This is a genomic window from Bacillus sp. MM2020_4 (assembly GCF_011250555.1).
GTDB lineage: Bacteria > Bacillota > Bacilli > Bacillales > Cytobacillaceae > Neobacillus.
Window position 1 is genome coordinate 140,091 of record NZ_JAANMZ010000005.1, and the last position, 26,524, is coordinate 166,614.

The 26,524-nt window shown below is 39.0% G+C and carries 22 protein-coding genes and 1 other annotated feature; of the genes, 15 read left to right on the top strand and 7 right to left on the bottom strand.

Annotated features, from left to right (window positions below; genetic code table 11):
• Positions 1–16 precede the first annotated feature (16 nt).
• Positions 17–1,294: a bacillibactin exporter BcbE gene (gene bcbE / locus G6554_RS06645; protein WP_166239993.1), complete on the bottom strand. Its 1,278-nt coding sequence runs from the start codon at positions 1,292–1,294 to the stop codon at positions 17–19.
• A gap of 177 nt (positions 1,295–1,471) precedes the next feature.
• Positions 1,472–1,722 (top strand) — a binding site (T-box leader).
• A gap of 63 nt (positions 1,723–1,785) precedes the next feature.
• On the opposite strand from bcbE, the gene trpE reads away from it, so the two are divergent.
• From trpE to odhB, 11 genes are all read left to right on the top strand, one after another.
• The gene (gene trpE / locus G6554_RS06650; RefSeq protein WP_166239995.1) at positions 1,786–3,174 is read left to right on the top strand and encodes an anthranilate synthase component I; all 1,389 of its coding nucleotides are present in this window, start codon (positions 1,786–1,788) and stop codon (positions 3,172–3,174) included.
• Positions 3,171–3,782, top strand: a complete 612-nt coding sequence (locus G6554_RS06655) for an anthranilate synthase component II (protein WP_166239997.1) — start codon at positions 3,171–3,173, stop codon at positions 3,780–3,782. The genes trpE and G6554_RS06655 overlap by 4 nt, the downstream gene beginning before the upstream one ends.
• On the top strand, positions 3,754–4,779 hold the full coding sequence (trpD, locus tag G6554_RS06660; protein ID WP_166239999.1) for an anthranilate phosphoribosyltransferase: 1,026 nt from the start codon (positions 3,754–3,756) through the stop codon (positions 4,777–4,779). Before G6554_RS06655 ends, trpD begins: the two co-directional genes overlap by 29 nt.
• A complete protein-coding gene (gene trpC / locus G6554_RS06665) occupies positions 4,780–5,571 on the top strand; it encodes an indole-3-glycerol phosphate synthase TrpC (protein ID WP_166240000.1) in 792 nt (263 codons plus the stop codon). It begins immediately after the preceding gene.
• Positions 5,568–6,209 (top strand): phosphoribosylanthranilate isomerase, encoded by a 642-nt coding sequence (locus tag G6554_RS06670; RefSeq protein ID WP_166240002.1) that lies wholly within the window; start codon positions 5,568–5,570, stop codon positions 6,207–6,209. The genes trpC and G6554_RS06670 overlap by 4 nt, the downstream gene beginning before the upstream one ends.
• On the top strand, positions 6,184–7,398 hold the full coding sequence (trpB, locus tag G6554_RS06675) for a tryptophan synthase subunit beta (RefSeq protein ID WP_166240004.1): 1,215 nt from the start codon (positions 6,184–6,186) through the stop codon (positions 7,396–7,398). The genes G6554_RS06670 and trpB overlap by 26 nt, the downstream gene beginning before the upstream one ends.
• Positions 7,385–8,194 (top strand): tryptophan synthase subunit alpha, encoded by an 810-nt coding sequence (trpA, locus tag G6554_RS06680; RefSeq protein ID WP_166240006.1) that lies wholly within the window; start codon positions 7,385–7,387, stop codon positions 8,192–8,194. Before trpB ends, trpA begins: the two co-directional genes overlap by 14 nt.
• Positions 8,195–8,308: 114 nt before the next feature.
• Entirely contained in the window at positions 8,309–8,698 is a 390-nt protein-coding gene (locus G6554_RS06685) for a hypothetical protein (RefSeq protein WP_166240008.1), read from the top strand.
• Between the two features lie 216 nt (positions 8,699–8,914).
• A complete protein-coding gene (mnmH, locus tag G6554_RS06690) occupies positions 8,915–9,988 on the top strand; it encodes a tRNA 2-selenouridine(34) synthase MnmH (RefSeq protein WP_166240010.1) in 1,074 nt (357 codons plus the stop codon).
• A 117-nt stretch (positions 9,989–10,105) separates the two neighbouring features.
• Positions 10,106–12,973 (top strand): 2-oxoglutarate dehydrogenase E1 component, encoded by a 2,868-nt coding sequence (locus G6554_RS06695; protein ID WP_166240012.1) that lies wholly within the window; start codon positions 10,106–10,108, stop codon positions 12,971–12,973.
• A complete protein-coding gene (gene odhB, locus G6554_RS06700) occupies positions 12,966–14,228 on the top strand; it encodes a 2-oxoglutarate dehydrogenase complex dihydrolipoyllysine-residue succinyltransferase (RefSeq protein ID WP_166240014.1) in 1,263 nt (420 codons plus the stop codon). Before G6554_RS06695 ends, odhB begins: the two co-directional genes overlap by 8 nt.
• A gap of 45 nt (positions 14,229–14,273) precedes the next feature.
• On the opposite strand, the gene sda is transcribed toward odhB, so the two are convergent.
• Positions 14,274–14,402, bottom strand: coding sequence for a sporulation histidine kinase inhibitor Sda (gene sda / locus G6554_RS06705; protein ID WP_481747911.1), 129 nt, complete (start codon positions 14,400–14,402; stop codon positions 14,274–14,276).
• Between the two features lie 229 nt (positions 14,403–14,631).
• Here sda and G6554_RS06710 point away from each other — a divergent pair, with 229 nt between their 5' ends.
• Both G6554_RS06710 and G6554_RS06715 read left to right on the top strand, forming a co-directional pair.
• Positions 14,632–16,269: an AMP-binding protein gene (locus tag G6554_RS06710; protein ID WP_166240018.1), complete on the top strand. Its 1,638-nt coding sequence runs from the start codon at positions 14,632–14,634 to the stop codon at positions 16,267–16,269.
• 97 nt (positions 16,270–16,366) lie between these two features.
• Positions 16,367–16,570 (top strand): DUF6501 family protein, encoded by a 204-nt coding sequence (locus G6554_RS06715; protein WP_166240098.1) that lies wholly within the window; start codon positions 16,367–16,369, stop codon positions 16,568–16,570.
• A 60-nt stretch (positions 16,571–16,630) separates the two neighbouring features.
• On the opposite strand, the gene G6554_RS06720 is transcribed toward G6554_RS06715, so the two are convergent.
• From G6554_RS06720 to G6554_RS06740, 5 genes are all read right to left on the bottom strand, one after another.
• Positions 16,631–17,224, bottom strand: a complete 594-nt coding sequence (locus G6554_RS06720) for a YhcN/YlaJ family sporulation lipoprotein (protein WP_166240020.1) — start codon at positions 17,222–17,224, stop codon at positions 16,631–16,633.
• Between the two features lie 129 nt (positions 17,225–17,353).
• Positions 17,354–18,148 (bottom strand): membrane protein insertase YidC, encoded by a 795-nt coding sequence (yidC, locus tag G6554_RS06725; RefSeq protein ID WP_166240022.1) that lies wholly within the window; start codon positions 18,146–18,148, stop codon positions 17,354–17,356.
• A gap of 481 nt (positions 18,149–18,629) precedes the next feature.
• The gene (gene pflA, locus G6554_RS06730; protein WP_166240024.1) at positions 18,630–19,370 is read right to left on the bottom strand and encodes a pyruvate formate-lyase-activating protein; all 741 of its coding nucleotides are present in this window, start codon (positions 19,368–19,370) and stop codon (positions 18,630–18,632) included.
• Between the two features lie 61 nt (positions 19,371–19,431).
• A complete protein-coding gene (gene pflB / locus G6554_RS06735) occupies positions 19,432–21,657 on the bottom strand; it encodes a formate C-acetyltransferase (RefSeq protein ID WP_166240026.1) in 2,226 nt (741 codons plus the stop codon).
• Between the two features lie 334 nt (positions 21,658–21,991).
• Entirely contained in the window at positions 21,992–22,444 is a 453-nt protein-coding gene (locus G6554_RS06740; protein WP_166240028.1) for a cupredoxin domain-containing protein, read from the bottom strand.
• 263 nt (positions 22,445–22,707) lie between these two features.
• Here G6554_RS06740 and mprF point away from each other — a divergent pair, with 263 nt between their 5' ends.
• On the top strand, positions 22,708–25,236 hold the full coding sequence (gene mprF / locus G6554_RS06745; RefSeq protein ID WP_242637689.1) for a bifunctional lysylphosphatidylglycerol flippase/synthetase MprF: 2,529 nt from the start codon (positions 22,708–22,710) through the stop codon (positions 25,234–25,236).
• 103 nt (positions 25,237–25,339) lie between these two features.
• Complete coding sequence (locus G6554_RS06750; protein ID WP_166240032.1) at positions 25,340–26,515, top strand: D-alanyl-D-alanine carboxypeptidase family protein; 1,176 nt, start codon at positions 25,340–25,342, stop codon at positions 26,513–26,515.
• Positions 26,516–26,524 lie beyond the last annotated feature (9 nt).

The window sequence follows — 26,524 nt, forward strand, 5'->3', positions numbered from 1 at the left end:
TACCTCAGCACTTTTGCTATGCCTCCGCTTTCGGCTTAATTGATATCAGAGCCACAATGGCGGCGGTAACGCTCAGACTGCTCAATAATATAAATATCCAATGATTCGCATATTTCATTAACACAGCAATAATCGGAGGACCTGCTGCGACTCCGATAAATCTCATTGAATTGTAAATCGATGTAATGGTGCCCCGTTCTTTCTTCTCGACACCTTCAGTGATTAAGGCATCCAAACATGGAAGGCCTAAACCAATTCCTACTCCGCTGATCAGAAACATGGTAATCATATACCAGAGCTTAATCGAAAACCATAGGGCGGCAATGGATAATGCTGCTGCGACTATTCCGCCAAAGGTTAACCATTTCATGAGTACTTTATTTTTCTTAATTATTTTTCCACTAATAAAGGATGATAAACAAAGTGCTCCTAATGGTAATGCTAAAAATAACCCCTTTTTAACATCTTTTATTCCGTATTCACTTTCGAAAACTTCTGAGAGGTAAAATAAAATTCCAAATAGAATCAGCATCAAGATGCCGCCAATAAAAAAGATGGCATAAAGCCAACGTCCCTTTTCCGTAAAAGTTTTTTTTACATTGATAAAAAACTCTTTAAAGGGGATTTTCTTTTCATCTGTTTTTGGACACTTGACGAGAAAAATCATCATGATAACGGAAATTGCACAAAAGATTGGAAAGGAGAAAAAGGGTAAAAACCAGATAAACCCTGCTAAAAATGCACCCAAGATCGGACTTAGTACTTTCCCAAAGGTATTGGATGTTTCAATCAGACCTAGGCAGGTGCTAACATCATCATCATTTTTAAACATGTCACCGACCAGCGGCATAACAATTGGCGCGGCCCCAGCAGCACCTACCCCCTGTAAAGCCCTGCCGGCTAAAATAAGCCAATAGGCGTCCTCTAACTTCCATGACGCGAAACCAGAAACCAGTCCGCCAATTCCCGCAATAATTAAGCTGGGAATAATGACTTTTTTCCTTCCAATATGATCGGACAAATAACCGGCAACTGGAATTAAAAAAATGGCAACAATGGAATAAACGGTAATAATCATGCTGGATTGAAAAGAGGAGATCGATAATTTTTTTTCCATTGATGGTAACACAGGTATCAGCATTGAATTTCCTAACGTCATAACCAATGGAATGGAAGACAGTGAGACAATTGCCCACTTTTGCTTAGATACCTCATTGGATCGCTTTTGTCCAGCAGTAGACTGCTTCTTTTTTGCAGTACGTGGATTTTGGCTTAATTGTTCAATATGTTCCATGAATAGTCTAGCCTGCCTTCATTTATTTGCTACTGTTAATATTCACTAATTTAGATTTAAAAAACAATGAAATATAAATCCTTTATTTGGAAGTCGGAGAAGCGACTTTGTGAAAATTCAAAAAATAATTCCTTGACAGAGGTTAGAATCTATATTAACATGATAAAAAATAATCATAGTAAATCGTTGAGCAAGAGGAGTACACATATTTGATTCTTTCCAGAGAGTCGGGGCAGGTGGGAACCGATAAGATAAGATTTGTGGAATGGACTTGCGAGAGGCATCTTGAACAAGTAGTAGGGATGCACGGAGTTCCACCGTTAAAAGGATAGGATATCGAACAAAATGTTTCTGTATCCGAAAGAGGAAGCAGATTTTTTCTGTTTCAAATTTGAGGTGGCACCACGGTCAATAGAATCGTCCTCTATATGCGTAAATTATTTACGCATATAGAGGACGATTTTTTTTTTTACTTTGAGAGGAGTTGGGACATGAAAACAGTAAACGGTTTTTTTATCCGAGAAATTAAAGGTGATACATTAACGCCGATTTCTATTTTGCAAAAGATAAGCGGAAACAAAAAGTTCTTATTGGAAAGTTCTCATAAATACAATGACTCTGGGCGCTATTCGTTTATCGGGGCAGACCCTGCCTTTGAACTCATTTCACGAGGTGATCGGAATGAAATTGTCAATCGAGATGGTAAGAAAAGTGTATTGAAGGGAAACCCGTTGGAGGTATTAAAGGAGCTTTTACCGCCAAGGGCTTTTGAAGAGAATGCCTTTCCATTTGTAGGCGGTGCTGTAGGGTATGTTGGCTATGACATTATTAGATCCTACGAAATCATTGGTGAGGAATATTCAAACGGGTTAGACATGCCAGATGTACACTTAATGTTTTATGAGGAAGTAATTGTATTTGATCACCTTGAAGAGAAAATCATGCTTTGCGGGCTGCCGCTGACAGAAACAAGCACAGAAGAAGTGATTGCAAACCGCCTAACGAAAAGGATCGAGGAATTAAAACAGCCCATTTATTATCATGAAGATGAGCCCGTTCGTTTTGCAGGTTTTCATTCAGATACGGAAAAAGAAACCTTTATTAATCAGGTTGAAGTCGCAAAGGATCATATTTTAGCTGGGGATATATTTCAAGTGGTGCTATCAAGACGAATGAAGTCATCGTTTGAAGGAACACCATTATCCCTGTATCGAAAACACCGGAGTCATAATCCAACCCCTTATATGTTTTATATTGATTTTGACGACTATACCGTTATCGGTTCTTCTCCGGAAAGTTTACTAAAGACAATAGGGAGAATAGTTATTTCAAATCCGATTGCTGGGACAAAGCGGAGAGGGGAGTCAAGGATCGAGGATCTGCTGATTGAACAGGAATTAGTAACTGATGAAAAAGAACTGGCAGAGCATCGGATGCTGGTTGATCTTGGCAGGAATGATCTCGGAAAAGTTTGCGAATTCGGAACGGTTCAAATTGAAAAGTATATGGCGGTGGAAAAATTCCGACATGTCATGCATCTTGTGTCAGAGGTAAGTGGTGAGCTCCTGCCGGATAAGACAGCCATTGATGCCCTTGCCGCATGCCTACCGGCAGGAACGGTTTCAGGTGCACCAAAGGTAAGGGCGATGGAAATTATCAATGCCCTGGAGAAGTCAAAACGGGGTCTCTATTCAGGAGCAATTGGCTATGTATCGGCGAGCGGAAATATCGATTTTGCCCTTGCGATTCGAACAATGATTATTAAGGATGGAACAGCTAGTATCCAAGCAGGTGCAGGAATTGTCTACGATTCCAATCCTGAGTCAGAGTATGAGGAAACCGTCAATAAGTTAAAAACCTTTTTGGAGGGTGAGCAATGATCTTGCTAATCGATAATTTTGATTCGTTTACATTTAATCTTTATCAGTACTTAGGTGAATTAGGAGAAAAAACTGCTGTATATCGAAATAATCAACTGTCTATCGAGCAAATCAGAGAAATGAAACCAAAAGCGATTATTTTATCACCAGGTCCAGGAAGGCCGGAAGCTGCAGGAATTTGTATGGAAGTGGTTCAAACTTTCTATCAGGAAATTCCTATTTTAGGAATATGCCTGGGTCATCAGGCTATTGGTGCTGCATTCGGCAGTGTAGTAGGCAGGGCCCATTCTATTATGCACGGGAAAACATCCTCCATATCACATGGCAGTAGTGGAATTTTTGCAAATATGGAATCGCCTTTAGAGGTCATGCGCTATCATTCCTTATCTATTGATAAAAGCCATATTGCTGCACAATTAGAGGTTATTGCGATTTCAAGTGATGACAATGAAGTGATGGCGATCAAACATCAGCAATTTCCTGTTTATGGTCTGCAATTTCATCCTGAATCCATTGGAACACCATTAGGTAAGGCAATGATAGCTAACTTTTTACTTGAAATAGAAGGGGAGAGGACAAATGAGGAATTATTTACTCCAATTAGCTGAAAAACAATCGTTTTCAGAAAATCAAATGAAAGAAGCCTTCGATTTTATCTTGGGGGAAGAAGTTTCCGAATCGGAAATTGCAGCCTTTTTAATGGGCCTAAAATCAAAGGGTGAAACCGTCGAAGAAATTGCCGGGATTGTGAGGGCATTAAAGGATCATACGTTAACATTTACCCGTAAATTTCCGAATGTTCTTGATAATTGCGGGACTGGAGGAGACGGTTCTTCAAGTTTTAATGTCAGTACCACTTCTGCCTTTGTCATTGCCGCGGCTGGTATCCCTGTAGCAAAGCATGGGAATAGGAGTATATCAAGTAAAACGGGGAGCGCTGACGTACTAGAGCACTTGGGGGTAAATTTTAATTTATCTGCAGAACAAACAGAAGAAATCCTTGAGGAAATCGGTGTGGCATTTCTATTTGCTCCGCATGTCCATCCCAAATTGAAAAAAGTGATGTCAGTAAGGAAACAATTAAAAATTCCGACTATCTTTAATTTTATCGGACCGCTTACAAATCCAATTGATTTAGACTATCAATTGCTTGGTGTTTACCGAAGAGATTTATTGAATATATTTGCGGAAGTGCTTCAGAAACTTGGCCGTAAACGGGCAGTAGTCATTAATGGTGCCGGTTATATGGACGAAGCTTCACTACAAGGAGAGAATCACTTTTCGCTTTTGGAGGAAGGATGCATTAACAATCATTCTTTTTTCCCTGAAGAAATGAATCTTACTCGATATGATAACAGTTGTATAAAGGGTGGGGATTCAAAAGAAAATGCTGAGATCCTAGTCAGAGTTTTAAAAGGGGAAAAAGGAGCACAATTGGATACTGTTTTACTCAACGCGGGAATTGGAATTTTTACCGCTGGGAAAGCAGAAACGATGAAAGCCGGAATTGAATTAGCAAAAGAGATGATTGACACGGGTGCAGCATATGAAAAACTAGCTGCGCTCATTGATAAATCACGAGCAAACAGGAGGGAGGCAATTTAAATGGTGACTATTCTTGACCGAATTATTGAACAGAAGAAGAAAGAGGTGCTGCTTCTTCAAGAAGGTGTACACAGGATTCCGCAAATCGAATTTCCAAAAAGGTCCCTTATTCACAAGCTGAATGAAGCAAATGAATTGTCGATTATCGCTGAATTCAAACGGGCATCACCTTCAAAGGGACTCATCAATAATGGAATTGATCCTGTCCAGCAGGCAGCGATGTATGAGGAATCTGGGGCAACTGCCATTTCTGTGCTAACTGATCAAAGTTTTTTTAAAGGGTCATTTTCTGATTTGCAGCGGGTTCGTGAAACGGTTGATCTTCCCATACTTTGCAAAGATTTTATCATCGACCCGTTGCAAATTAATGTAGCTGCTGCAAATGGTGCTGATTTGATTTTATTAATAGCAGCCGCCTTGGATGAAAACCGACTGAACGAGTTATATCAATATGCGAGGTCAAAGGACTTGGAGGTTTTGGTAGAAGTTCATAATCAGGAAGAATTAGAAAAGGTACTTCATACAAGTGCAAGGCTGATTGGGGTCAATAATCGGGATTTAAAAACCTTCCATGTTTCACTTGAAGTTACTGAAACATTGGCACTTGAGGTAAAAAAATCTGGTGCCTTCCTTATAAGTGAGAGCGGTATTCATTGCCAAGAGGATGCAGAGCGGGTTAGAAATGCCGGTGCGAATGGAATTTTAGTTGGGGAAGCATTGATGACAAGTAGGGATGTCAAAAATGCCTTCCTAGATCTTCGTCTGCCTCTTCTGCAGGGGATAAACGAATGAAAGTGAAAATTTGCGGCATAACGGATGTCAAAACAGCACTTGCCACAGCTGAGTATGGTGCCGATGCCATTGGTTTTGTGTTTGCTGACAGTAAGCGAAGGATTTCAATAGAAAAAGCAACAGAAATTGTTTCCGCTTTACCAAATGATGTGTATAAGGTTGGTGTATTTGTAAATGAAACACAGGAAGAAGTCGAACGAATTGCCTCGGTTGTCGGGTTAACACATATCCAATTGCATGGTGATGAACCTGCCTCATTTTGCGAATTGCTTTCATTACCTGTAATAAAGGCAATAAGCTTTGATGGGAATGAGGGGCTAGCAGATATTAGCCAATTTCCGGCGGAGTATATATTGTTGGATGGCCCAAAAGAAAAATATCGGGGTGGAAATGGGACAGCGTTTGATTGGAATGAGGTAAACGCAGCAATTTTAAGTGAGAAAAGAGTCATTCTTGCTGGTGGTTTACATTTGAACAATGTGGAACTGGCCATCAACATTGTAAAACCGGCAATGGTGGACGTAAGCTCCGGAGTTGAATCTGATGGAGTAAAGGACCTTGTAAAGATAAAAGAATTTATTACCAAAGTGAAAAATTTGGGGGGAAATGAAAATGAGCACATATACATTACCAAATGAAAGAGGACATTTCGGTATTTTTGGAGGAAGATTTGTACCGGAAACCTTGATGAAAGCCGTTATTGAGCTTAATGAAGCATATGAAATGGCTAAGAAGGAACCGGGCTTTCAAGCTGAGATAGATCGATTATTAAAAGAATATGTCGGGAGAGAGACACCACTATATTTTGCAGAAAATCTAACGAGACATGCTGGTGGTGCCAATATTTTTCTTAAAAGAGAAGATTTGAATCATACAGGAGCCCATAAAATCAACAATGCCATTGGTCAGGCGTTGCTAGCAGTTCGGATGGGAAAGCGAAGGATTGTAGCCGAAACAGGTGCCGGTCAGCATGGTGTGGCGACGGCGACTGTTTGTGCCTTGTTAAACCTGGATTGTATTATTTTTATGGGGGAAGAGGACATAAAAAGACAGGCATTAAACGTCTTTCGCATGGAATTGTTGGGAGCAAAGGTGGTTGGAGTAACCTCCGGTAGTGCTACATTAAAGGACGCCGTCAACGAAGCGCTGAGATACTGGGTAGCCAATGTGGATGACACCCACTATCTTTTAGGATCTGTCATGGGTCCTCACCCTTTTCCCGTGATGGTAAGAGATTTTCAAAGTGTCATTGGCAAGGAAACAAGAGAACAATTTCTAAAGCGGGAAGGCTGCCTTCCTGATGCTGTTGTTGCCTGTATAGGGGGCGGAAGTAATGCAATGGGGATGTTTTACCCATTTATTGAAGATACGTCAGTCCGTTTATATGGGGTTGAAGCGGCTGGTGCCGGTGTTGAAACCGATTTTCATGCGGCCTCGTTAACAAAAGGTAAACCCGGTGTTTTACATGGCGGCTTAATGTATTTATTGCAAACCAATGATGGTCAGATTCAAGAAGCCCATTCTATATCTGCCGGCCTTGATTATCCCGGGGTAGGTCCTGAACACAGCTACTTAAAGGATAGTGGGAGGGCAGACTATTATTCTATTACAGATCAAGAAGCACTGGAGGCCTTTCAACTTTTATCAAAGCTTGAGGGTATTATACCTGCACTTGAAAGTGCCCATGCTGTTGCCTTTAGTGTTAAGCTAGCGGCTGAATTGAACGATACGCAAAACATTGTTGTATGCCTCTCCGGCCGTGGTGATAAGGATGTAGATACTGTGAAATCAAGAATTGAAGGGGGAAATGATCATGTACCGAATTGAACAATCATTTTCAAAATTACAGGCCCATAACAACAAGGCATTTATTCCTTACATAATGGCAGGGGATGGAGGGCTAGATAGTTTAATAGATAGGTTGACGTTACTTGAACATTACGGTGCGAGCGCAATAGAGGTTGGAGTTCCTTTTTCTGATCCAGTAGCGGATGGTCCAACCATTCAACAAGCGGGACTTAGAGCCCTTCAAAACGGTACCACCCTAAAGGGAATCATTGCAGAATTACAAAAGGCAAGGGAAATCATTACCATTCCCATTCTCCTAATGACGTATTTAAATCCAATTTACGCTTACGGAATAGAGGAATTTGTTCGCGATATCCGAATTGCCGGTGTAGATGGATGTATTATTCCCGACCTCCCCATTGAGGAAGAAGAGATCATAGCACCCCAGCTTGAGGAGGCAAATATTGAACTAATTCGCTTAGTTACCCTTACAACGCCACTTGAGCGGATAAAAACAATTTCAAGTAAAGGCAAAGGATTTTTATATACAGTTACCGTTAAGGGAATTACTGGGGCGAGAAATGAATATGATGCTGAATTACTGCATTTTTTGAAAACAGTAAAAGAGGTAAGCACCATACCGGTAATGGCAGGATTTGGGATATCAACAAAGGATCAAATTGCTGAATTAACAACGTACTGTGATGGAGTTATTGTTGGCAGTAGAATTGTTGATTTGTTTGCACAAAATGATCTTAGTGAAATGGAAGAATTAATGTCATGTTTCAAACGGGAAACAAAAATACTGCAAGTAAAAAAGTCTACTTCATCATGAAGTGGGCTTTTTTACTTACAGTATCATTTGTTACAGCGGAAAATGTCTATCTTTACTATAATTTGCTTGAATACATTACAAAAAAATTATAATGGTAAATAAGGATGAAGGATTATGAGGGATTATGAATCAATCCTTTCTATTATGGCTTCACTTGAAGGATTCGGAGGAATTTCGTATCTACTTCGAGTTAATTTTGAAAAAAATACATTTGTGTCTTTAGAATGGAGAAATAAAGGGGTTTGTCAGACACTACCAGATCTCCAGACAGTAAAATCAGGCGATTTGGAGGAATTTAAAAGGGAAGTTTACAGCCTAAATATTAGGAAATGGAAGCCGTCTTACCGGAAAGAAGAAGGAATTATTCTGGAAGGTAAATACTGGTCGGTAAAATTGAAAACAAAGGAAAAAATGTATGCTAGTGAAGGAACTGAATGTTTTCCTGCTAATTGGGATCAATTTTGTCGTGCAGTTGAAAAGTTAACGGGAACACCGTTTCGATAAGAAGGAAAGAGTGTTAATTGCTGACAAAGGTCGACAATTTCTTGATAAGAACGGTTATCTCCTTTATAATGTGTATATACTTTTACTATCTAAACTGGCTTGTAATAGTCTGTGTTGCCAAAATCTTGTATGAAACTTCCAGTTGTGGAAGTTTTGTTTGTTTTTATAGATGTTTTCACCCATCTAATTATGATTTTTATCTAGGGGCGTTGTGTAATGAAGGAAATAACCGTTGAAGATCTTTTTAATTTGAAAGAATCGATGATCATTGATATCCGTTCACCGATTGAATTTAAGGAAGGCTCCATTCCCGGTGCAATCAATGTTCCTTTATTTTCTGATGAAGAACGTCAAGTAGTTGGAACCATTTACAAACATGAAGGCCAGGCAGCGGCAAAGTGGAAAGCCATGGAATTTGTTTCCCCGAAAATTCCTGCTCTTCTAAAGACCATTAAATCCTATCATACCGAGGGAGAATTAGTGATCCATTGTTGGCGTGGCGGGATGCGCAGTAAAGCAGTGATTACCTTCTTGGAATTTGCCGGTATTTACGCATGGAGGTTAATTGGTGGTTATAAAGCATATCGTCACCATATCCTTGAAAAAATCCCCACCATTATTCCTAATCAAGCGGTTGTCCTCCATGGGATGACAGGGGTTGGGAAAACAGAGGTTTTGAAGATCTTGGAAAAGAAGTGCTATCCTATCCTTGACCTGGAGGAAATGGCGGGTCATCGTGGGTCTATTTTCGGTACGATTGGCCTTTCGGAGGGTCATAATCAAAAGATATTTGATTCTCTATTATTTAAGGGACTTCAGGAAATCCAGGGTAGTGATTATTTTCTTGTTGAGGCAGAAAGCAAACGAATTGGCAAAGCCGTGCAGCCTGAAGAATTGATGGATGTTAAATTTAAGGGGATTAACATTTATATTCATTCATCGCTTGAACAAAGAGTTACACAGCTTGTTTCTGAATATGTATTGCCATATGAACAGGAACCTTGGTATTTCGAAAAAATTTCTTTAGGTATTGAAAAGGTCTTAAAACGGGTGAAGGATGTAGAAATAAGAAAAAATCTCCTGCAAACACTACATGAAAAGAATTATAGGGAAATGATTCTGCTTTTACTTGACCATTATTATGACCCACGCTATGACCATGCAAGACAAGAATATGAAGGTGAATTTATTGATATTTATGCTGAAAATCCAATAGATGCAGCTGCAAAAATTATCACTAAACTTGATGAGTTAACCTTCCAACCATGTTTAATAACAAATAAGCTTTAAGACCTCTTAGGTCTTTTTTTTTATTGATTTATATCAATTTCAGGTTCGTTTTATTGTGAAATGATAATAGTAATAAAGATGGTTAACAGAACCATAAGGTTTAAGGAGGTTCGACGCATGAATAGAAAATATTTAGAAAAAGGAGACTTTCTGAATAATTTTTCAGGTCCCAATCTTGGCTATCTGGTTGATCAATTTGAAAGGTACAAACAGGAACCTTTGTCAGTTGAAGAAGAAATGAGAGTGCTTTTTGAGAAAATGAATGAAGCTGACTTTTCCATTTTCGCAAATACTGTTTCAAAAGAGGGTTCAGATTTTGGTCGAACAATTACGTCTGATTCTACACAGCAGAGAAAATTAATAGCGGCTGTAAAACTGGCTGATAATATTCGAACCTACGGTCACCTGGCTGCCAACATTTATCCGCTTGGTAATCATAAACCGGATCCAACCCGTTTCGAACTTGGGAATTATGGACTCAGTGAGGAGGACTTGAACACCCTTCCGGCGGAAATTCTTTGTTCCAATAGTGATTTGGCAACAGGGTTAGATGCATATCGATTTTTGAGGGATGTTTACACTAAATCCATCGCCTATGAGTTTGACCATGTTCATGCCGTAGAAGAGAAAAATTGGCTAATTGAAAAAATTGAGACTGGCAGAATGAGCCCAGGTACTTCCAAGGACAAAAGAATAAAAACATTAAAACGGCTGTATGAAGTGGAAGAGTTTGAAAGATTTCTCCATAAAACGTTTGTCGGGCAAAAGCGTTTTTCTATCGAAGGACTTGACGTGATGGTGCCCATCCTTGATGAAATTATTTCCGATGCCATTACAAACGGTGCTGAATACCTAAATATTGGTATGGCACACAGGGGCAGATTAAATGTGCTTGCACATGTGCTTGGAAAACCCTATGAAATGATTTTTGCGGAATTTCAGCATGCACCCAATAAAGAACTCGTACCATCAGAAGGATCAATTGGAATCAATTTTGGCTGGACAGGGGATGTCAAATATCATCTAGGTTTAAATAGACAGTTGTCTGCAGAAAATGCAGTAGAAGCGAAGAAGATATCCCTAGCGAATAATCCGAGCCATCTTGAGTATGTTGGGGCTGTAGTTGAAGGTTTTACAAGGGCAGCCCAAGACGATAAAAATAACCCAGGTTATCCAATGGAAAACAGTAAATCGGCACTTGCCATTCTAATACATGGGGATGCAGCATTCCCTGGTGAGGGAATTGTAGCAGAAACATTGAATTTAAGCCGCTTAAAGGGGTACCGGACAGGTGGCACCATCCACATTATCGCAAATAATACGATAGGGTTCACAACAGAATCAGAGGATTCCAGATCCACACGTTATGCAAGTGATTTGGCAAAGGGATTTGAAATTCCGATTATACATGTGAATGCAGATGATCCGGATGCTTGCATGAAAGCGGCCTTTTTAGCAGCAGAATATCGTGCCGTTTTTCAAAAAGATTTCCTGATAGATTTAGTGGGATACCGTAGATATGGTCATAATGAGATGGATGAGCCGATGACTACAAGCCCGCAAATGTATACGCTCATTCAGCGTCATCCAACTGTTAAAGAAATATATACGAAAAATCTACAAAATGAAGGTATGGTCAGCGAAAAGGATGTAGCTGGAATGGAAAAGGAAATTCATGAAAAACTGGAAGCCGCTTTCCGGAAAGTTTCACAAATCTCAAAGGACGGAGAAATAAAGGTACCGGAACCACCAGTTTTCATGAATCAGGATGCATCAATTGTCACGAATGTCCCTTTGGAAAAGCTACAAAAAATAAACAAAGAATTACTTGATTGGCCAAAGGATTTTAACGTATTTAACAAACTAGAAAAAATCTTAAATAGACGGGCTGATGCACTGAATGAAAATGGAAAAGTGGACTGGGCATTAGCGGAGACTCTTGCGTTTGCAACCATTTTAGCGGATGGGACACCGATCCGATTATCGGGGCAAGACTCAGAGCGGGGGACCTTTGCCCAACGTAATTTGGTGCTTCATGACAGCAAAACCGGGGAGGCTTTTTTACCCCTCCACCTACTTTCTGATGGAAAAGCTTCCTTTGCCGTTTATAATAGTCCATTAACAGAAGCAGCAGTAGTTGGCTTTGAATATGGGTATACAGTATTTTCACCCGATACACTTGTTATTTGGGAAGCACAATACGGGGATTTCGCAAATGCTGCGCAAGTTATTTTTGATCAGTTTATTGCAGCGGGTATGGCAAAATGGGGGCAAAAATCCGGTCTTGTTCTATTGCTGCCACATGGCTATGAAGGCCAAGGACCGGAACATTCCAGTGGAAGAATGGAGAGATTTTTACAGTCAGCAGCTGAAAAAAACTGGACGATTGCTAACCTTTCTAGTGCTGCACAATATTTTCATATTTTAAGACGTCAGGCAGCCATGCTGATGAAAAAGGAAGTACGCCCTCTAATTATCATGGCACCGAAAAGCCTGTTAAGGAACCCAATGGTATCCTCGTCTGGTACTGAACTAAGTGAAGGAGAATTTAAGCCTGTATTGGAACAATTCACTACCGACAGGGATCAAGAAAAGATAGAACGGCTTGTCCTTTGTTCAGGTAAAATCGCAATCGATATTGCCGAACAAGTAAAAGATGATAGTCAATTTGACTGGCTTCAAGTATTAAGGCTTGAGGAAATCTATCCATTTCCAACAACTATCATTCATGAAATAGTAGGACGATATAAAAATCTGAAAGAAATTTTCTGGGTTCAGGAGGAGCCAAAGAATATGGGTGCCTGGAATTTTGTTGAACCCCGACTCAATGGAATTGCCCGTGATGGAATTAGAGTAGAATTTGTGGGCCGCCGTCGCCGTTCAAGCCCTGCTGAAGGGGAGCCAAATGTTCATAAACTCGGTCAGTCTAAAATTCTTCATGCTGCACTTTCACGGAATGAACAAGGAGGAGTAAATAATGGCTGAAATAAAAGTACCTGAATTAGCAGAATCGATTTCAGAGGGGACGATTGCTAAATGGCTTAAAAATGTTGGGGACATTGTGGAACAGGGAGAATACCTAGTCGAATTAGAAACCGATAAAGTGAATATCGAGATCATTTCTGATTTTTCTGGTGTTATTACCGAGCAGAAGTTTTCAGAGGGTGATAGTGTAAAGGTGGGAGAGACGATTGCCGTTATCACTGAAAGTAGCGTAGGTTCAGAACCTGCGGTTGGAAAAATACCAGCAGAATCAATGGCTGAACCAACCAAAATGGAACCGATAGCGACTATTGCTGATTCCAAAGAAATAGCAAGCAATCAAAAGACAGATCAAAGTAGTAACCAACGACCAATCGCTTCTCCGGCCGCCCGCAGACTGGCTCGAGAAAAAGGAGTAAATCTAAATGAAATCCCTGCAATGGATCCACTAGGAAGAATCCGCAAGCAGGATGTAACTTCTTTTCAGCAAAAGGATAAAAATAACCATCAAACTATAGCTAAAAAGGAAACAGTTCCTGAGAATCAAGATGAATCTAAACCAATTATTTTTGAACGGATGTCAAGACGCAGGCAAACGATTGCTAAGCGCCTTGTCGAGGTTCAGCAAACAGCAGCAATGCTTACAACTTTTAATGAAATTGATTTGACCGCTGTGATGGATCTTAGAAAACGGAGAAAGGATACATTTTTTGAAGAACATGATGTCAGGCTTGGATTTATTTCCTTTTTTACAAAAGCAGCAGTGGCAGCATTAAAGAAATTTCCCTATATTAATGCTGAAATTCAAGGTGATAATCTGCTGATAAAAAAATTCTACGATATAGGCATTGCAGTTGCTGCCGCAGAAGGACTGGTTGTACCAGTGGTAAGGGACGCCGATCGTAAAACGTTTGCCGAAATAGAGCTGGATATCATGCAGCTTGCTGAAAAGGCAAAAACGAATAAGTTAGCATTAAAGGACTTACAGGGGGGAACCTTTACTATTACAAACGGAGGGGTATTCGGCTCATTACTATCGACTCCTATCCTAAATGGGCCCCAAGTTGCCATCCTTGGGATGCACAAAATTCAACTCAGACCTGTGGCGATCGATAAAGAGAAGATGGAAAACAGGCCAATGATGTATGTTGCCCTTTCGTATGACCATCGTATTGTAGATGGAAAGGAAGCGGTTACCTTTTTAAGTAAAATAAAAGAATTGCTGGAGGATCCAGAAAATTTACTTCTAGAAGGATAAAATAAGAAAAACCGCTGATCTTTTCTCAGCGGTTTTTAGCTGTCATTACGTGCGATTCTTAAAGGGTCTTAATCCACGACGTTGAATTTCATCTTTTAAAATCTTGATCCATTCCTTTTCCTTTCCAGATTTTAATGCATCCCGGTACGAAACAATTAACTGCTCGTTACTCATAATTTTCAATTGAAGAATGCCCTCCTTAGAAAAGTGGATTGAATATTCAGTTTTTACTATTGTAATAGGTCTCTGAGCTTTTGAGAACCACTATTTGATAATTGTAAAAAAAGGTTCACAATCTACTGAATAAAGTTGTATTTTAAAAATATTGAATATTCAACCAAATGTGGTAACATATTTTTGTAAGCACATTTTATGGTATTTTGGAACAGTAGGGGGATGAAGGATGTCATCATTATTAAATGTTACCATCGGAAAACTAGTAGAAGAAAAAGCAACATTACATCCGGAACACGTGGCAGTGGTTTATTCAGATCGAAATTTGAGATGGACATACCGTGAATTTGATGAAATTTGTCGAAGGGCCGCAAAAGGTTTTATGAAGCTCGGAATAAACAAGGGAGAACAGCTTGCTGCTTGGTCAACTAACACTCCTGAATGGCTCGTTACACAATTTGCGACCGGTAAAATGGGTGCAATCCTCGTTACAGTTAACACTAACTACCGAACTGCTGAACTTGAGTACCTCTTAAACCAATCTGATACAACAACGATTGTATTAATGGATACTTGGAAGGATGCTTCCTATATGGATATGGTATATGAAATTGTCCCTGAATTGAAAACCTCAGAACCAGGCAGGCTGAATAGCAGCAGGCTCCCTTTTCTAAAAAATGTCATTGTCCTAGGTGAAAAAAGGTATCCCGGAACCTATTCATGGGAAGATATCATTAAGCTTGGGGAAACCATTTCAGATACGGAATTAAATGTGCGAATGGATTCTCTTGAACCGGATGATGTCATTAATATGCAGTATACCTCGGGGACAACGGGGTTCCCCAAAGGGGTCATGCTCACCCATAATAATATCGTTAACAACGGCTTTAATATTGCTGGTTGTATGAAGCTGACCGTAGCTGACAGGCTTTGTATTCCGGTTCCTTTTTTTCATTGTTTTGGATGTGTCCTGGGAACGATGGCATGTGTTTCTGTCGGCGCGACCATGGTTCCTGTTCAAGAATTCAGCCCAAGAAGAGTTTTACAAACGGTTCAAGACGAAAAGTGTACAGGGCTTCATGGAGTTCCAACCATGTTTATTGCCGAATTAAATGATCCTGATTTTGACAAATATGATCTTTCAACATTACGAACGGGAATCATGGCAGGGTCCAACTGTCCGATTGAGGTCATGAAGGCAGTCATCGAAAAAATGGGAGTAACTGAAATCACCATCGCATATGGTCAAACAGAATCATCACCGGTTATTATGCAAACAAGAACCGATGATCCAATTGAGTTACGGGTAGAAACGGTGGGAAAAGCATTGCCGAACGTGGAAGTGAAAGTTGTTGAACCGGGAACAGATAGAGAAATCGGATACGGTGTTCAGGGCGAGCTTTGCACACGGGGATATCATGTAATGAAAGGGTATTATAAAAATATTACCGCCACAAATGAGGCGATTGATACAGAAGGGTGGCTGCATACAGGCGATTTAGCTGTAATGGATGAAAACGGGTATTGTAAAATTACGGGGCGGTTAAAAGATATGATCATTCGCGGTGGCGAAAATATTTATCCTCGAGAAATCGAAGAATTTTTATATTCCCATCCAAAGGTTCTTGATATTCAGGTTATTGGGATTCCAGACGAAGTATATGGGGAAGAAGTAATGGCCTGGATTATTTTAAAAGAGGGACAAGCGGCTACTGCTGAAGAACTACGAGAATTTTGCTCGGGTAAGATTTCCAAACACAAAATTCCCCGTTATATTGAATTCACGGATGCCTATCCCATGACGGCATCAGGAAAAATTCAAAAATTCCGTCTTAGGGAAAAAGCGATTGAGATGGTAAAAAATTAAGAGGTACCTCAAGTTATGAAGATGGATATTGTTGCACAACACTTGCTGGATTGATTATACTAGAACATGGACAACACTGAAAGGAACGGTGGCAGCAATGATTCATTTAACGTGGCGAGATCGAGAAACAGTTAGAAAAGTAAAATGCGTTCATACCGATGCAAAAAAATATCTGGTAAATAACGCCTTAACTGTCGGTACTATTTATGATGTAAAAAACGAAACAGAAGAATTTTACTACATCATTGATAATACCGGAAAAGTCGGTGGGTTTTATAAGGAATATTTTCAGGATGTTTAATGCATAAGGTTTTAAGGGACAGATTCCTATTAAGAATCTGTCCCTTTTACTTCGCTACAATTATCGTGCATCCGGGAACACTCTTCTGATAGTATCGGAAAACTCATTTACGAAACCTGAGATTGGTTTTCCATTTCGAATATCGCTGGCATAATGATTCATTCGATCATAGAAATCCGGATTAACCGATATATAAACATTGTCGATATCGGCGTCGACCGATTTAACAGCTCGAGAAATTTTATTTTCAATATCTGTTGTCAGCTCATTCCTTGAGGATGGATCCAGCTTGGCTGCCACATAGGCATTATTATCGGTTACAATAATATTCGCATGGTCCACCTCAGGCAAATTGGTCACTTTATCGGCTGCTTTATCCGCGATTCTTATCTTTGATTGATTGTTTCCAACATTATTTCGATTATCGTGGCGTACATTAGTAAGGTTGTTTCGAGTTCGATCAAGGTCCCGATTGCTTGTATCAACCCCCGTAATCGCAGGGCCGCCATTATTCGGGGTATTATAATTTACCCTTGTTGGTTCATTTGTATTTCGGTTGCGGTAGGCGACATTATCATTTACATCATTCCTTGCACAACCAGATAAATAAAGACTAAATACGAGGGTTCCAATTACAAACAAACTTTTTTTCATGTGGTTTAAGCACTCCTTTTATCCAAGTTGTACAAAGATAGAATGTCTAATTTCGCAAAGTACTATCCTGCCAACATTTTGGAAATAAAAAAAGAAGCATTCATAAGAAATGCTTCTCTTTCAAATCGATTATTTTTGTTTAACTGGTGTCGATTCGATCGACTTTGTTGATTTATAAAGTCTGTGGCTAATAAAGGTTTGGGTAGTTAAGAATAGCCCACCAACAACCCAATAAAGTGGTAGTGCCGCAGGAGCGCTAAAGGAAAACATTACAATCATTAATGGCGACATTAGACCCATGATTTTCATTTGCTGCTGCTGTGCAGTCGGCATATTGGTTTGCGATACTTTAAACTGGAAGTAGTAAACTACCCCTGCGATAATTGTGATAATGATATCAGGATGCCCCAAATTAAACCATAAGAATTGATGGGCGGCAATTTCTTTTGAACCACGAATCGCATAATAAAAGGCGGTTAAAATTGGCATTTGAATTAAAAGTGGTAAGCAACCCATATTCAATGGATTAACACCATGTTTTTTATACAAACCCATCATTTCAGCTTGAAGTTCTTGCTTTTTCTTAGCGTCCTTTTCCGTCTTCATTTTCTTCTGAATAACATCCATTTCAGGTTTTAAGACATCCATTTTTTCCTTCATTGCCATTTGATTTTTGTATTGTTTTAACATGAACGGCATGAGGATAAGCCTGATCACCAGGGTGACCAGAATAATTGCTAAACCATAGTTTCCATTGAATAGTTCAGCTGTTGAATGAATAATGGTCGAAAAAGGATGGACAAAATAAGTTTGAAAAAATCCATGGCTATTTCCACTTTGTGCATTTGATGAACAAGCTGATAATAGCATAGTTGGTAAGATTAAAAGGACTGCAAGTAAGATAGATGATCGTTTTGTTTTCATACTTCCTCCTAGAATGTTTGTCTAAATTGGTTAAGTGAAAAGGAAGGAAATAGGTTCTTCAGAATCATCTTGAGTACATTCTTTTCTACGAATATATTTAACAATTCTTTTCAGAATAAAACTTCCATGTAATCCGCTTTTTTTACGGTAAAAAACCAATGGGTGAATTATTTTTGTGTTTGTTGGATCGGAAGTATTGCCCAAAAAGGAATACTCGACACCCCAAGCCAATAAAAATTTGAGTATTAATCCCAAGTAAATACTGACGTAAAGAGCATTCAGGGTATTTATATCCGAGTGGTCAATAAGTAACTGAAACAAAAATTATCACCTCTTCTTTTAAACCAATGATATGAGTATAGCCGAGAACAGCCAAATAATCAATTTAAACCGTATAAAATACTAAGTGGGAATGACTTCCTAGCTCTATTAAATGAAAAGAAAACACCAATTCTTCAAGAATTGGTGTTTGAATTCTTCTTTAACGCCTTTTCCAATGGGCGGTAATCGCTTGATAAGCATACTCGACCTTTTCTTCAGTTGGTGGCTCGACATGTTTTAACGGATACTCGTGTCCTAGGGCTTCCCATTTATATACCCCAAGTTTATGGTAAGGAAGGATCTCAATCTTCTCCACATTTTCAAGGGTACCAATAAACTCACCAAGTTTTTGGAGATCTTCCGGATCATCAGTAACGGTTGGCACCAATACATGACGAACCCAAATAGGAACGTTTCGATCTGATAAAAATTTTGCGAATTCAAGGATGTGGTCATTCGCCATTCCTGTCAGCTGAATATGCTTTTTCCGATTTATATGCTTTAAATCAAGAAGGACTAAATCAGTAACCGCTAAAAGTTCTTCCAGCTGCTCGATAAAAAGTTTGGAATGGGAGAAGCAGCCACCGGAAGAATCAATTGTTGTATGAATTCCTTGCCTTTTACATTCTTTGAATAATTCCGTTAGGAAAGGAATTTGCAGCAATGGCTCACCACCGCTAACAGTAATTCCTCCCCCAGAAGCCTGAATGAAAGGAAGATAGCTGATCAGATCATCCATGATTTCGGAAACAGTCATCTGCTTGCCCGTGCCGATTTCCCATGTATCTGCGTTATGGCAAAATTGACAGCGCAATAAGCAGCCTTGGGTAAAAATTACGTAACGAATTCCTGGTCCGTCGACAGTTCCTAATGTTTCAATAGAATGAATATTTCCGTTCATGATGATGACCCCTTTCATTTATAAGGCGGGAGCTCCTCGAAATAGGGGAGCCCCAGAATATTTATAGTGATTCATGGAATGTACGATTAATGACGTCTAGTTGTTGTTCTTTTGTTAGTTTAATAAAGTTCACCGCATATCCGGACACACGAATCGTTAATTGTGGGTAGAGCTCCGGATGGTCCATTGCGTCCATTAGTGTTTCGCGATTAAAGACGTTTACATTAAGATGGTGTCCTGTTTTCATTGCATATCCGTCCAAAATGGAAACTAAGTTGCGAATTTGGCTTTCTTCTTCTTTTCCAAGTGCCTTTGGTACGATGGAGAAAGTATTTGAAATTCCGTCCATTGCATAACGGTAGGGAAGCTTTGCAACAGAAGACAAAGAAGCTAATGTTCCTTTTGTATCCCGGCCATGCATTGGGTTTGCACCCGGTGCAAATGGTTCACCAGCACGGCGTCCATCAGGTGTATTACCTGTTTTCTTACCATAAACCACATTTGAAGTGATAGTTAAAATGGACAATGTATGCACCGAATCACGATAGGTTTGGTGTTTGCGCAGTTTTTTCATAAAGGTTTCAACAATTTCAACCGCCATGCTGTCAACACGATCATCGTTGTTTCCGTATTTAGGGAAATCACCATTTACTTCGAAATCTATAGCAATTCCGTTTTCATCACGAATGACCTTTACTTCACCATATTTAATGGCACTTAGTGAGTCAGCGACAACACTTAAGCCGGCAATTCCGGTTGCCATGGTACGTAGAATCTCCGTATCGTGTAAAGCCATTTCTATCCGTTCGTAGCTGTATTTATCGTGCATGTAGTGAATAATGTTTAAGGTGTTTATATATAGACCTGCAAGCCATTCCATCATTTTATCAAATTTTTGCATGACTTCATCGTAATTTAAAACTTCTGCTGTAATTGGCTGATATTTTGGCCCGACTTGAATTTTTAATTTTTCATCGACACCACCGTTTATAGCGTAGAGCATCGCTTTAGCTAGGTTTGCACGGGCACCAAAGAATTGCATTTGTTTCCCGATTTCCATCGCCGATACACAGCAGGCAATTCCATAGTCATCACCATATTCCGGACGCATAATCTCGTCGTTTTCATATTGAATAGAGCTAGTCTTGATGGACATCTTTGCACAATATTTCTTAAAGTTCTCAGGCAGTTGGGTTGACCATAACACTGTTAAGTTTGGCTCTGGTGCAGGCCCTAAATTATCTAGTGTATGAAGGAATCGGAATGAGTTTTTCGTAACTAATGAACGTCCGTCAAGCGCCATACCGCCAATGGATTCCGTTACCCATGTTGGATCACCGCTAAATAATTCGTTATAGTCTGGTGTACGGGCAAATTTGACAAGACGCAGCTTCATAACAAAATGGTCCACAAGTTCCTGTGCTTCCACTTCTGTTAATCTACCATTCTGTAAATCTCTTTCAATATAGATATCTAGGAATGTAGATACCCGTCCAAGGCTCATCGCTGCACCGTTTTGCTCTTTAATGGCTGCCAAGTAGGCTAAGTATACCCATTGGAATGCTTCTTGAGCTGTTTCGGCGGGGAGGGAAATATCAAATCCATAGCTTTTTGCAAGTTCTTTCAGTTCTTTCAATGCACGATATTGTTCGGACAGCTCTTCACGTAAGCGAATGTTATCTTCTGTCATAACGTTGCTCGTATTTTGATAATCTTTTTGTTTTTCTTTCATTAAGAAATCAACACCATATAAAGCAACACGGCGGTAATCACCAATAATGCGTCCTCGTCCATAGGCATCAGGAAGACCGGTAATGATTCCGGCTTTGCGGGCTTTTAGCATTTCGTCTGTATAGGCATCAAAAACACCTTGATTATGTGTCTTACGAAACTCGGTAAAGAATCTCTCAATTTCAGGATTTAATTCATAGCCGTATGCTTCGCATGCTGCCTTTGCCATACGAATTCCACCAAAGGGCTGCATTGATCGATTAAAAGGTTTATCTGTTTGCACGCCCACTACTTTTTCAAGTTCTTCATCAAGATATCCTGGTCCATGTGAAGTGATAGTTGAAATGGTTTCCGTGTCCATATCAAGGACACCGCCATTCTCACGTTCTTGTGTGGTTAGCTCCATTACCTTTTCCCATAGTTTGTTGGTTGCGTCAGTAGCTGTAGTTAAGAAGGAGTCAGCACCCTCATATTGAATAAAGTTCTTCAAAATAAATTCGCGTACATTTACTTCTCTTGTCCAAGTTCCTTTAGAAAATCCTTGCCATTGTTCCATGATTATCCACCTCTTAGATTTGATAAATTATATAACAGATTAGTTATTTATATCTTAGTTAGAGTATAACAGTGTGAATGTGAAAAGTCTCACATAAAAAGGATGTAATTGTTAAGATATTGTGAAGTAGTGCAAAATGAGGGTTTATTGCGGATAAATTTGAAGAAGTTGTGAACTTGATTGTTAATAATTAATAAACTGTACTATAAAAATATACACGATATTAAAATCTGTTTTATAAAAAGAATTCAAAATATCAATGCTTTAATAGTGAAAATAAATGAAACAGTGCCATTTGATAAATAAAAAAAAGCAGGTAAGAGGCAACCCGCTTTTAATCAACCACAATATAGGCAATCATTGGCCCATTATGGGACCTGTCTGAATGGACCTCACAGATTAAGCGGTAGGTCCCCGCTTTCTCGAATTGAAGGGGAACTGTCGTTTCCTTCCCCTTTTTCACTGTGCCTTTAATCTTGGTCCCTTCAATATAAAATGGATGCTTTTCACCATTTATTCCACTAATGAATAGCTTTACTTTTTCCCCTTTTTCAAGAAACACGGTGCTAGGGTCCCAACGGTAGGATTCTAGTTCTTTCCCATCCTTCGTGGTTGTCTTGAATTCTCCAGTCACCATATGAATTTCACGAATCTCTTTATCTGATTGTTGATTAAACACGGTGGTATCGCCAGCTTTTAACATGAACCAAGCGGAAATACTGGCGATGACGATGCCGACAGCTAAAAAGAATAGTAGTGTTTCTTTCTTTAAGACTAAGAATTTCATGTATAAAATAACCCCCTCGATAATTTGTCCTATTTATACTTATGCATAGAAGGTAAGTAAACTTGTCTCTTTTAAAAAACTTTTATTACTTTGTTCCTCTTTTCGAAATATTCTATAGAAGCAATGGGATTACGCAAAAGATGGTTGAACCTTATCTAAACTGTCTACAATTAAACTAAGCCGTGTTGGAATATATTTCTTTGTTTTTACTGGCGAAGAGTTTATAGTAAAATCAGGAATGAAAAAAATAGGTGGTAATCTTGTTGGGGATTAAAAAAGAAAAGGTTCTAAAAGTGGCCAAATTTATCTTTCCATTATTATTATTAATTTTCGCTATTATTGAGATAAGAAAATTCACCGGAAATTTAAATGGTCAATTACTCAAAAATGAAATCAATCAACTGAATATTTGGAGTTTATTATTGATCCTGATCGTTACCTTTGCTGCTGTTTTACCGATGCTGCTTTATGATGTCATCTTAGTGAGAATATTAAAGTTAAAGGTTTCAAAAAGAGAACTGCTGGAACAATCATTTATCGCTAATTCCTTTTCTAATTTAATCGGTTTTGGCGGATTAATTGGTGCCATGCTAAGAACCTACTTTTTTCATAAGCTAGAAAAGGACAAGCGGAGACTTTTAGGGATAATTGCTTCTGTGTCGCTCTATTACCTTACGGGAATTTCTCTTCTTACCTGGATTGTTACCATTCACTATCGAAATTTTCCGCTGTTTGTGGAAACCAAATGGCTTTATTTCGCCGTTGTAGGGGTAGGTTTGTATTTACCTGTTTTCTTAATAATACATATGATTAAGTCAAAAAAGGACAATCAGACATTGATTACCACGAATGAAACAATCAAGCTAGTCATTGTCTCCGTTGTTGAGTGGTTCGCTGTTTTTATAGCTATATTTGTTTTAAGCAGGATCCTTGGTATTTCAATCACGTTTGAAAATTTATTTCCGGTATATGTTGTGGCCGCATGTGCGGGTATTATCAGTATGATTCCCGGCGGGCTTGGTTCTTTTGATTTAGTCTTTATTTGGGGGATGCAGGATTTACACGTGCCCGAAGAGAAATTCCTCGTCTTGCTTTTGTTATATCGCATTGGTTACTATTTCATCCCATTTTTGGTCAGCTTAATCTTTTTTGTTAAACTTTACTGGCAAAGGTGGAACCAATCCTGGAACTACCTTCCTAAAGCAATTGTTCAAGGATTAAGTCATGTCATTTTAACCATGCTCGTATTTCTATCGGGGTTGATTTTACTGTTATCGGCGAGTGTTCCGGGAATTATGTCGAGGCTTAAAATTGCTCAGGAATTGTTGTCCTTTCCAATTATTAATGTGTCACATCAACTTTCGGTAGCAGCTGGTTTTTTACTGTTAGGTTTATCACGCGGCATTGAATACAGCGTGAAAAGAACCTATGATTTGACCATGCTTGCGCTAATTCTGGCTGCTTTATTCTCCATTTTTAAAGGGATTGACTATGAAGAGGCCATCTTTTTAATCATCGTTGCGTTGCTGTTGAGAATGTCAAAAGGGCAATTTTATCGAGAAAGTTATGTCCTCACATGGGGAAAAACCATTTTCGATGTGACGGTGATTTTGGTCCTTACTTCCATGTATATTTTGATCGGATATTTAAACTTGCCGATAGCAAAATTAACGATACCAACAAAATTCATACCATATGTCATTGTCGATTATCGAGACTTGTTCAAGAGTGCAGGCATTGGCCTCGTAATTGCAGTTTTGATCTTGTTTGCCGGCTATTTGATCAGTCTGCCAAAAAAGTGGAAATTCGAAAGATCGATCGGTCATGAAAAAGAAATAATGAGCCATTTTACCAAATATAAAGGAAAAGTGTTATCCCATTTAATCTTTTTGCATGATAAATATATTTTCTGGAATAGCGGGAAAAATGTTTTAATCCCGTTCCAAAAATACGCGGATAAATTAGTCATCCTAGGCGACCCGGTTGGGGAGAAAAAGGAATTATCAAATGCAATCGAAGAATTTCAAGAACTTGCCGACCTATACGGTTATACCCCCGTCTTTTATCAAGTGAGTGATGAGATGCTTCCATATTTACACGGTCATGGCTTTGCCTTTTTTAAATTGGGTGAAGAGGCCTTTGTGGATTTGAAGACTTTCACACTTTCTGGAAATAAAATGAAGGGATTAAGAGCCCTAAAGAATAAATTCAGCCGTGATCAGTTCCACTTTGAATTAGTAAAACCTCCTTATTCGTCAGAACTGTTAGGAGAATTAAGGGGAATTTCAAATGAATGGCTGCAAGGTAGAAAAGAAAAGGCGTTTTCGCTCGGATTCTTTGATGAACATTATTTAAATAAGGCACCTATTGCTATTGTCACTGATGAGAATAAGCGGATTCTTGGTTTCATGAGCATCATGCATGTTTATGATGATTATCAAACGATCTCTGTTGATTTAATGAGAGTGATACCTGATGCACCATCAGGTACCATCGATTTTCTGTTTCTTTCGTTAATTGACTGGGCAAAGGAACAAGGGTATGACCGCTTTAATATGGGGATGGCCCCACTTTCGAATGTGGGCCTTTCAAGGTTTTCCTTTTTAAGTGAGAAAATAGCAGCACAAATTTTCTTACATGGCCATTTTATTTATCATTTCCAAGGCCTGAGAAAGTTTAAGCAAAAATATACAAATAGTTGGGAGCCGAAATATTTAGCTTACAGAAGAAAATCGTCTCTTCCCTTTATAATGGCCCAAATTACATTATTAATTTCTAAAAAAAGGACATGAAAGTTAACCGGTAGGATATTCCTATCGGTTTTTTCTCTTTATTTTTTTGAAGAATCTGTTAAAATCGAATAGGGATAAATTGTAATGTAAGGGTGTTTATTTATTGAAAAAATTTGTTAGCTGTACCATCATTTTGCTCTTCCTATTTACAACACAAATAAAAACCTTTGCTGCTGAACCAGTCCAATTGGATTTAAAAAGTGAAGGGGCCGTTCTGTTAGATTCTGACACGGGTGCTGTTCTTTATGCTAAAAATGCCAATGAAAAAATGTACCCGGCAAGCCTTACGAAAATTGCTACTGCCATCTATGCCATTGAAAAGGGGAATTTAGATGGAATCGTGACTGTCAGCAAGAATGCCGCAAGCCAAGACGGTACGCGAGTATATTTAAATGAAGGGGAACAGGCTCCGTTAAAGAAGTTGATTCAAGGCATGCTTATTAATTCAGGGAATGATGCTGCAATGGCAATTGCAGAACATCTCGATGGCACAGTGGATCATTTTGCTGAAAATCTAAATGATTATTTGAAGAATAAGATTGGTGTTAACAATACGCATTTCACCAATCCTAATGGATTGTTTGATGAAAACCATTACACCACGGCGATGGATTTAGCCTTAATTACCAATTATGCAATCAAGAATCCCGTTTTTGCAGAAATATTTGGGACGAAGGTACTGGAATGGCAGGGTCAGTCTTGGGCGTCTACACTATATACCCATCACCGAATGCTAAAAGGGGAGCTCCCCTATCCTGAGGTAACAGGGGGGAAGACGGGTTATACAGATGAAACAAAACAAACATTAGCCACTACTGCTGATAACGGAAAAATTAGGCTGACAGCGATTGTGTTAAAGTCGAATTTAAAAAATGATAAGTATAAGGATACCGCCTTATTATTGGATTACGGTTTTAAGGCATATCAGCACTCAACCATTAAACAGGGAGAAATTTATACAGCCGAAAATAAAGAATTTTTTCCGGAACACGATACTCTTATTACCGAAGATGTTGCAGGTTGTACGAAAAAAATCAATCCTGACGGAGTACTTTTGATAGAAAATCATGAAGGACAGTCCATCCAGTCAATTCAATTAAAGGATAAAGAGGAGCCTAAAGTGAAAATAGCTCCCATAAAAGAAGGTAATACGAAGGAAAGTAAAACAAAAGAAAAAAATCTACAAATTTTAAATAGTAATGTATTCTTTGGGTTAACAATTCTTGCATTAGTAGCGGCAGTCATTGGTTTTCGCAAGAAAGGGGCGAGTAAATACTGATTCTTATAT

Coding starts and splice junctions, on each gene's coding strand:
- G6554_RS06720 (WP_166240020.1), bottom strand. CDS start 17,224: ATGAAAAAAAGTTTGTTTGTAATTGGAACCCTCGTATTTAGTCTTTAT.
- odhB (WP_166240014.1), top strand. CDS start 12,966: ATGGCTGAAATAAAAGTACCTGAATTAGCAGAATCGATTTCAGAGGGG.
- G6554_RS06715 (WP_166240098.1), top strand. CDS start 16,367: ATGATTCATTTAACGTGGCGAGATCGAGAAACAGTTAGAAAAGTAAAA.
- trpD (WP_166239999.1), top strand. CDS start 3,754: ATGAGGAATTATTTACTCCAATTAGCTGAAAAACAATCGTTTTCAGAA.
- G6554_RS06655 (WP_166239997.1), top strand. CDS start 3,171: ATGATCTTGCTAATCGATAATTTTGATTCGTTTACATTTAATCTTTAT.
- yidC (WP_166240022.1), bottom strand. CDS start 18,148: ATGAAAACAAAACGATCATCTATCTTACTTGCAGTCCTTTTAATCTTA.
- trpE (WP_166239995.1), top strand. CDS start 1,786: ATGAAAACAGTAAACGGTTTTTTTATCCGAGAAATTAAAGGTGATACA.
- trpB (WP_166240004.1), top strand. CDS start 6,184: ATGAGCACATATACATTACCAAATGAAAGAGGACATTTCGGTATTTTT.
- G6554_RS06710 (WP_166240018.1), top strand. CDS start 14,632: ATGTCATCATTATTAAATGTTACCATCGGAAAACTAGTAGAAGAAAAA.
- G6554_RS06670 (WP_166240002.1), top strand. CDS start 5,568: ATGAAAGTGAAAATTTGCGGCATAACGGATGTCAAAACAGCACTTGCC.
- G6554_RS06685 (WP_166240008.1), top strand. CDS start 8,309: ATGAGGGATTATGAATCAATCCTTTCTATTATGGCTTCACTTGAAGGA.
- G6554_RS06695 (WP_166240012.1), top strand. CDS start 10,106: ATGAATAGAAAATATTTAGAAAAAGGAGACTTTCTGAATAATTTTTCA.
- trpC (WP_166240000.1), top strand. CDS start 4,780: ATGGTGACTATTCTTGACCGAATTATTGAACAGAAGAAGAAAGAGGTG.
- G6554_RS06740 (WP_166240028.1), bottom strand. CDS start 22,444: ATGAAATTCTTAGTCTTAAAGAAAGAAACACTACTATTCTTTTTAGCT.
- bcbE (WP_166239993.1), bottom strand. CDS start 1,294: ATGGAACATATTGAACAATTAAGCCAAAATCCACGTACTGCAAAAAAG.
- sda (WP_481747911.1), bottom strand. CDS start 14,402: ATGAGTAACGAGCAGTTAATTGTTTCGTACCGGGATGCATTAAAATCT.
- mnmH (WP_166240010.1), top strand. CDS start 8,915: ATGAAGGAAATAACCGTTGAAGATCTTTTTAATTTGAAAGAATCGATG.
- pflA (WP_166240024.1), bottom strand. CDS start 19,370: ATGAACGGAAATATTCATTCTATTGAAACATTAGGAACTGTCGACGGA.
- trpA (WP_166240006.1), top strand. CDS start 7,385: ATGTACCGAATTGAACAATCATTTTCAAAATTACAGGCCCATAACAAC.
- pflB (WP_166240026.1), bottom strand. CDS start 21,657: ATGGAACAATGGCAAGGATTTTCTAAAGGAACTTGGACAAGAGAAGTA.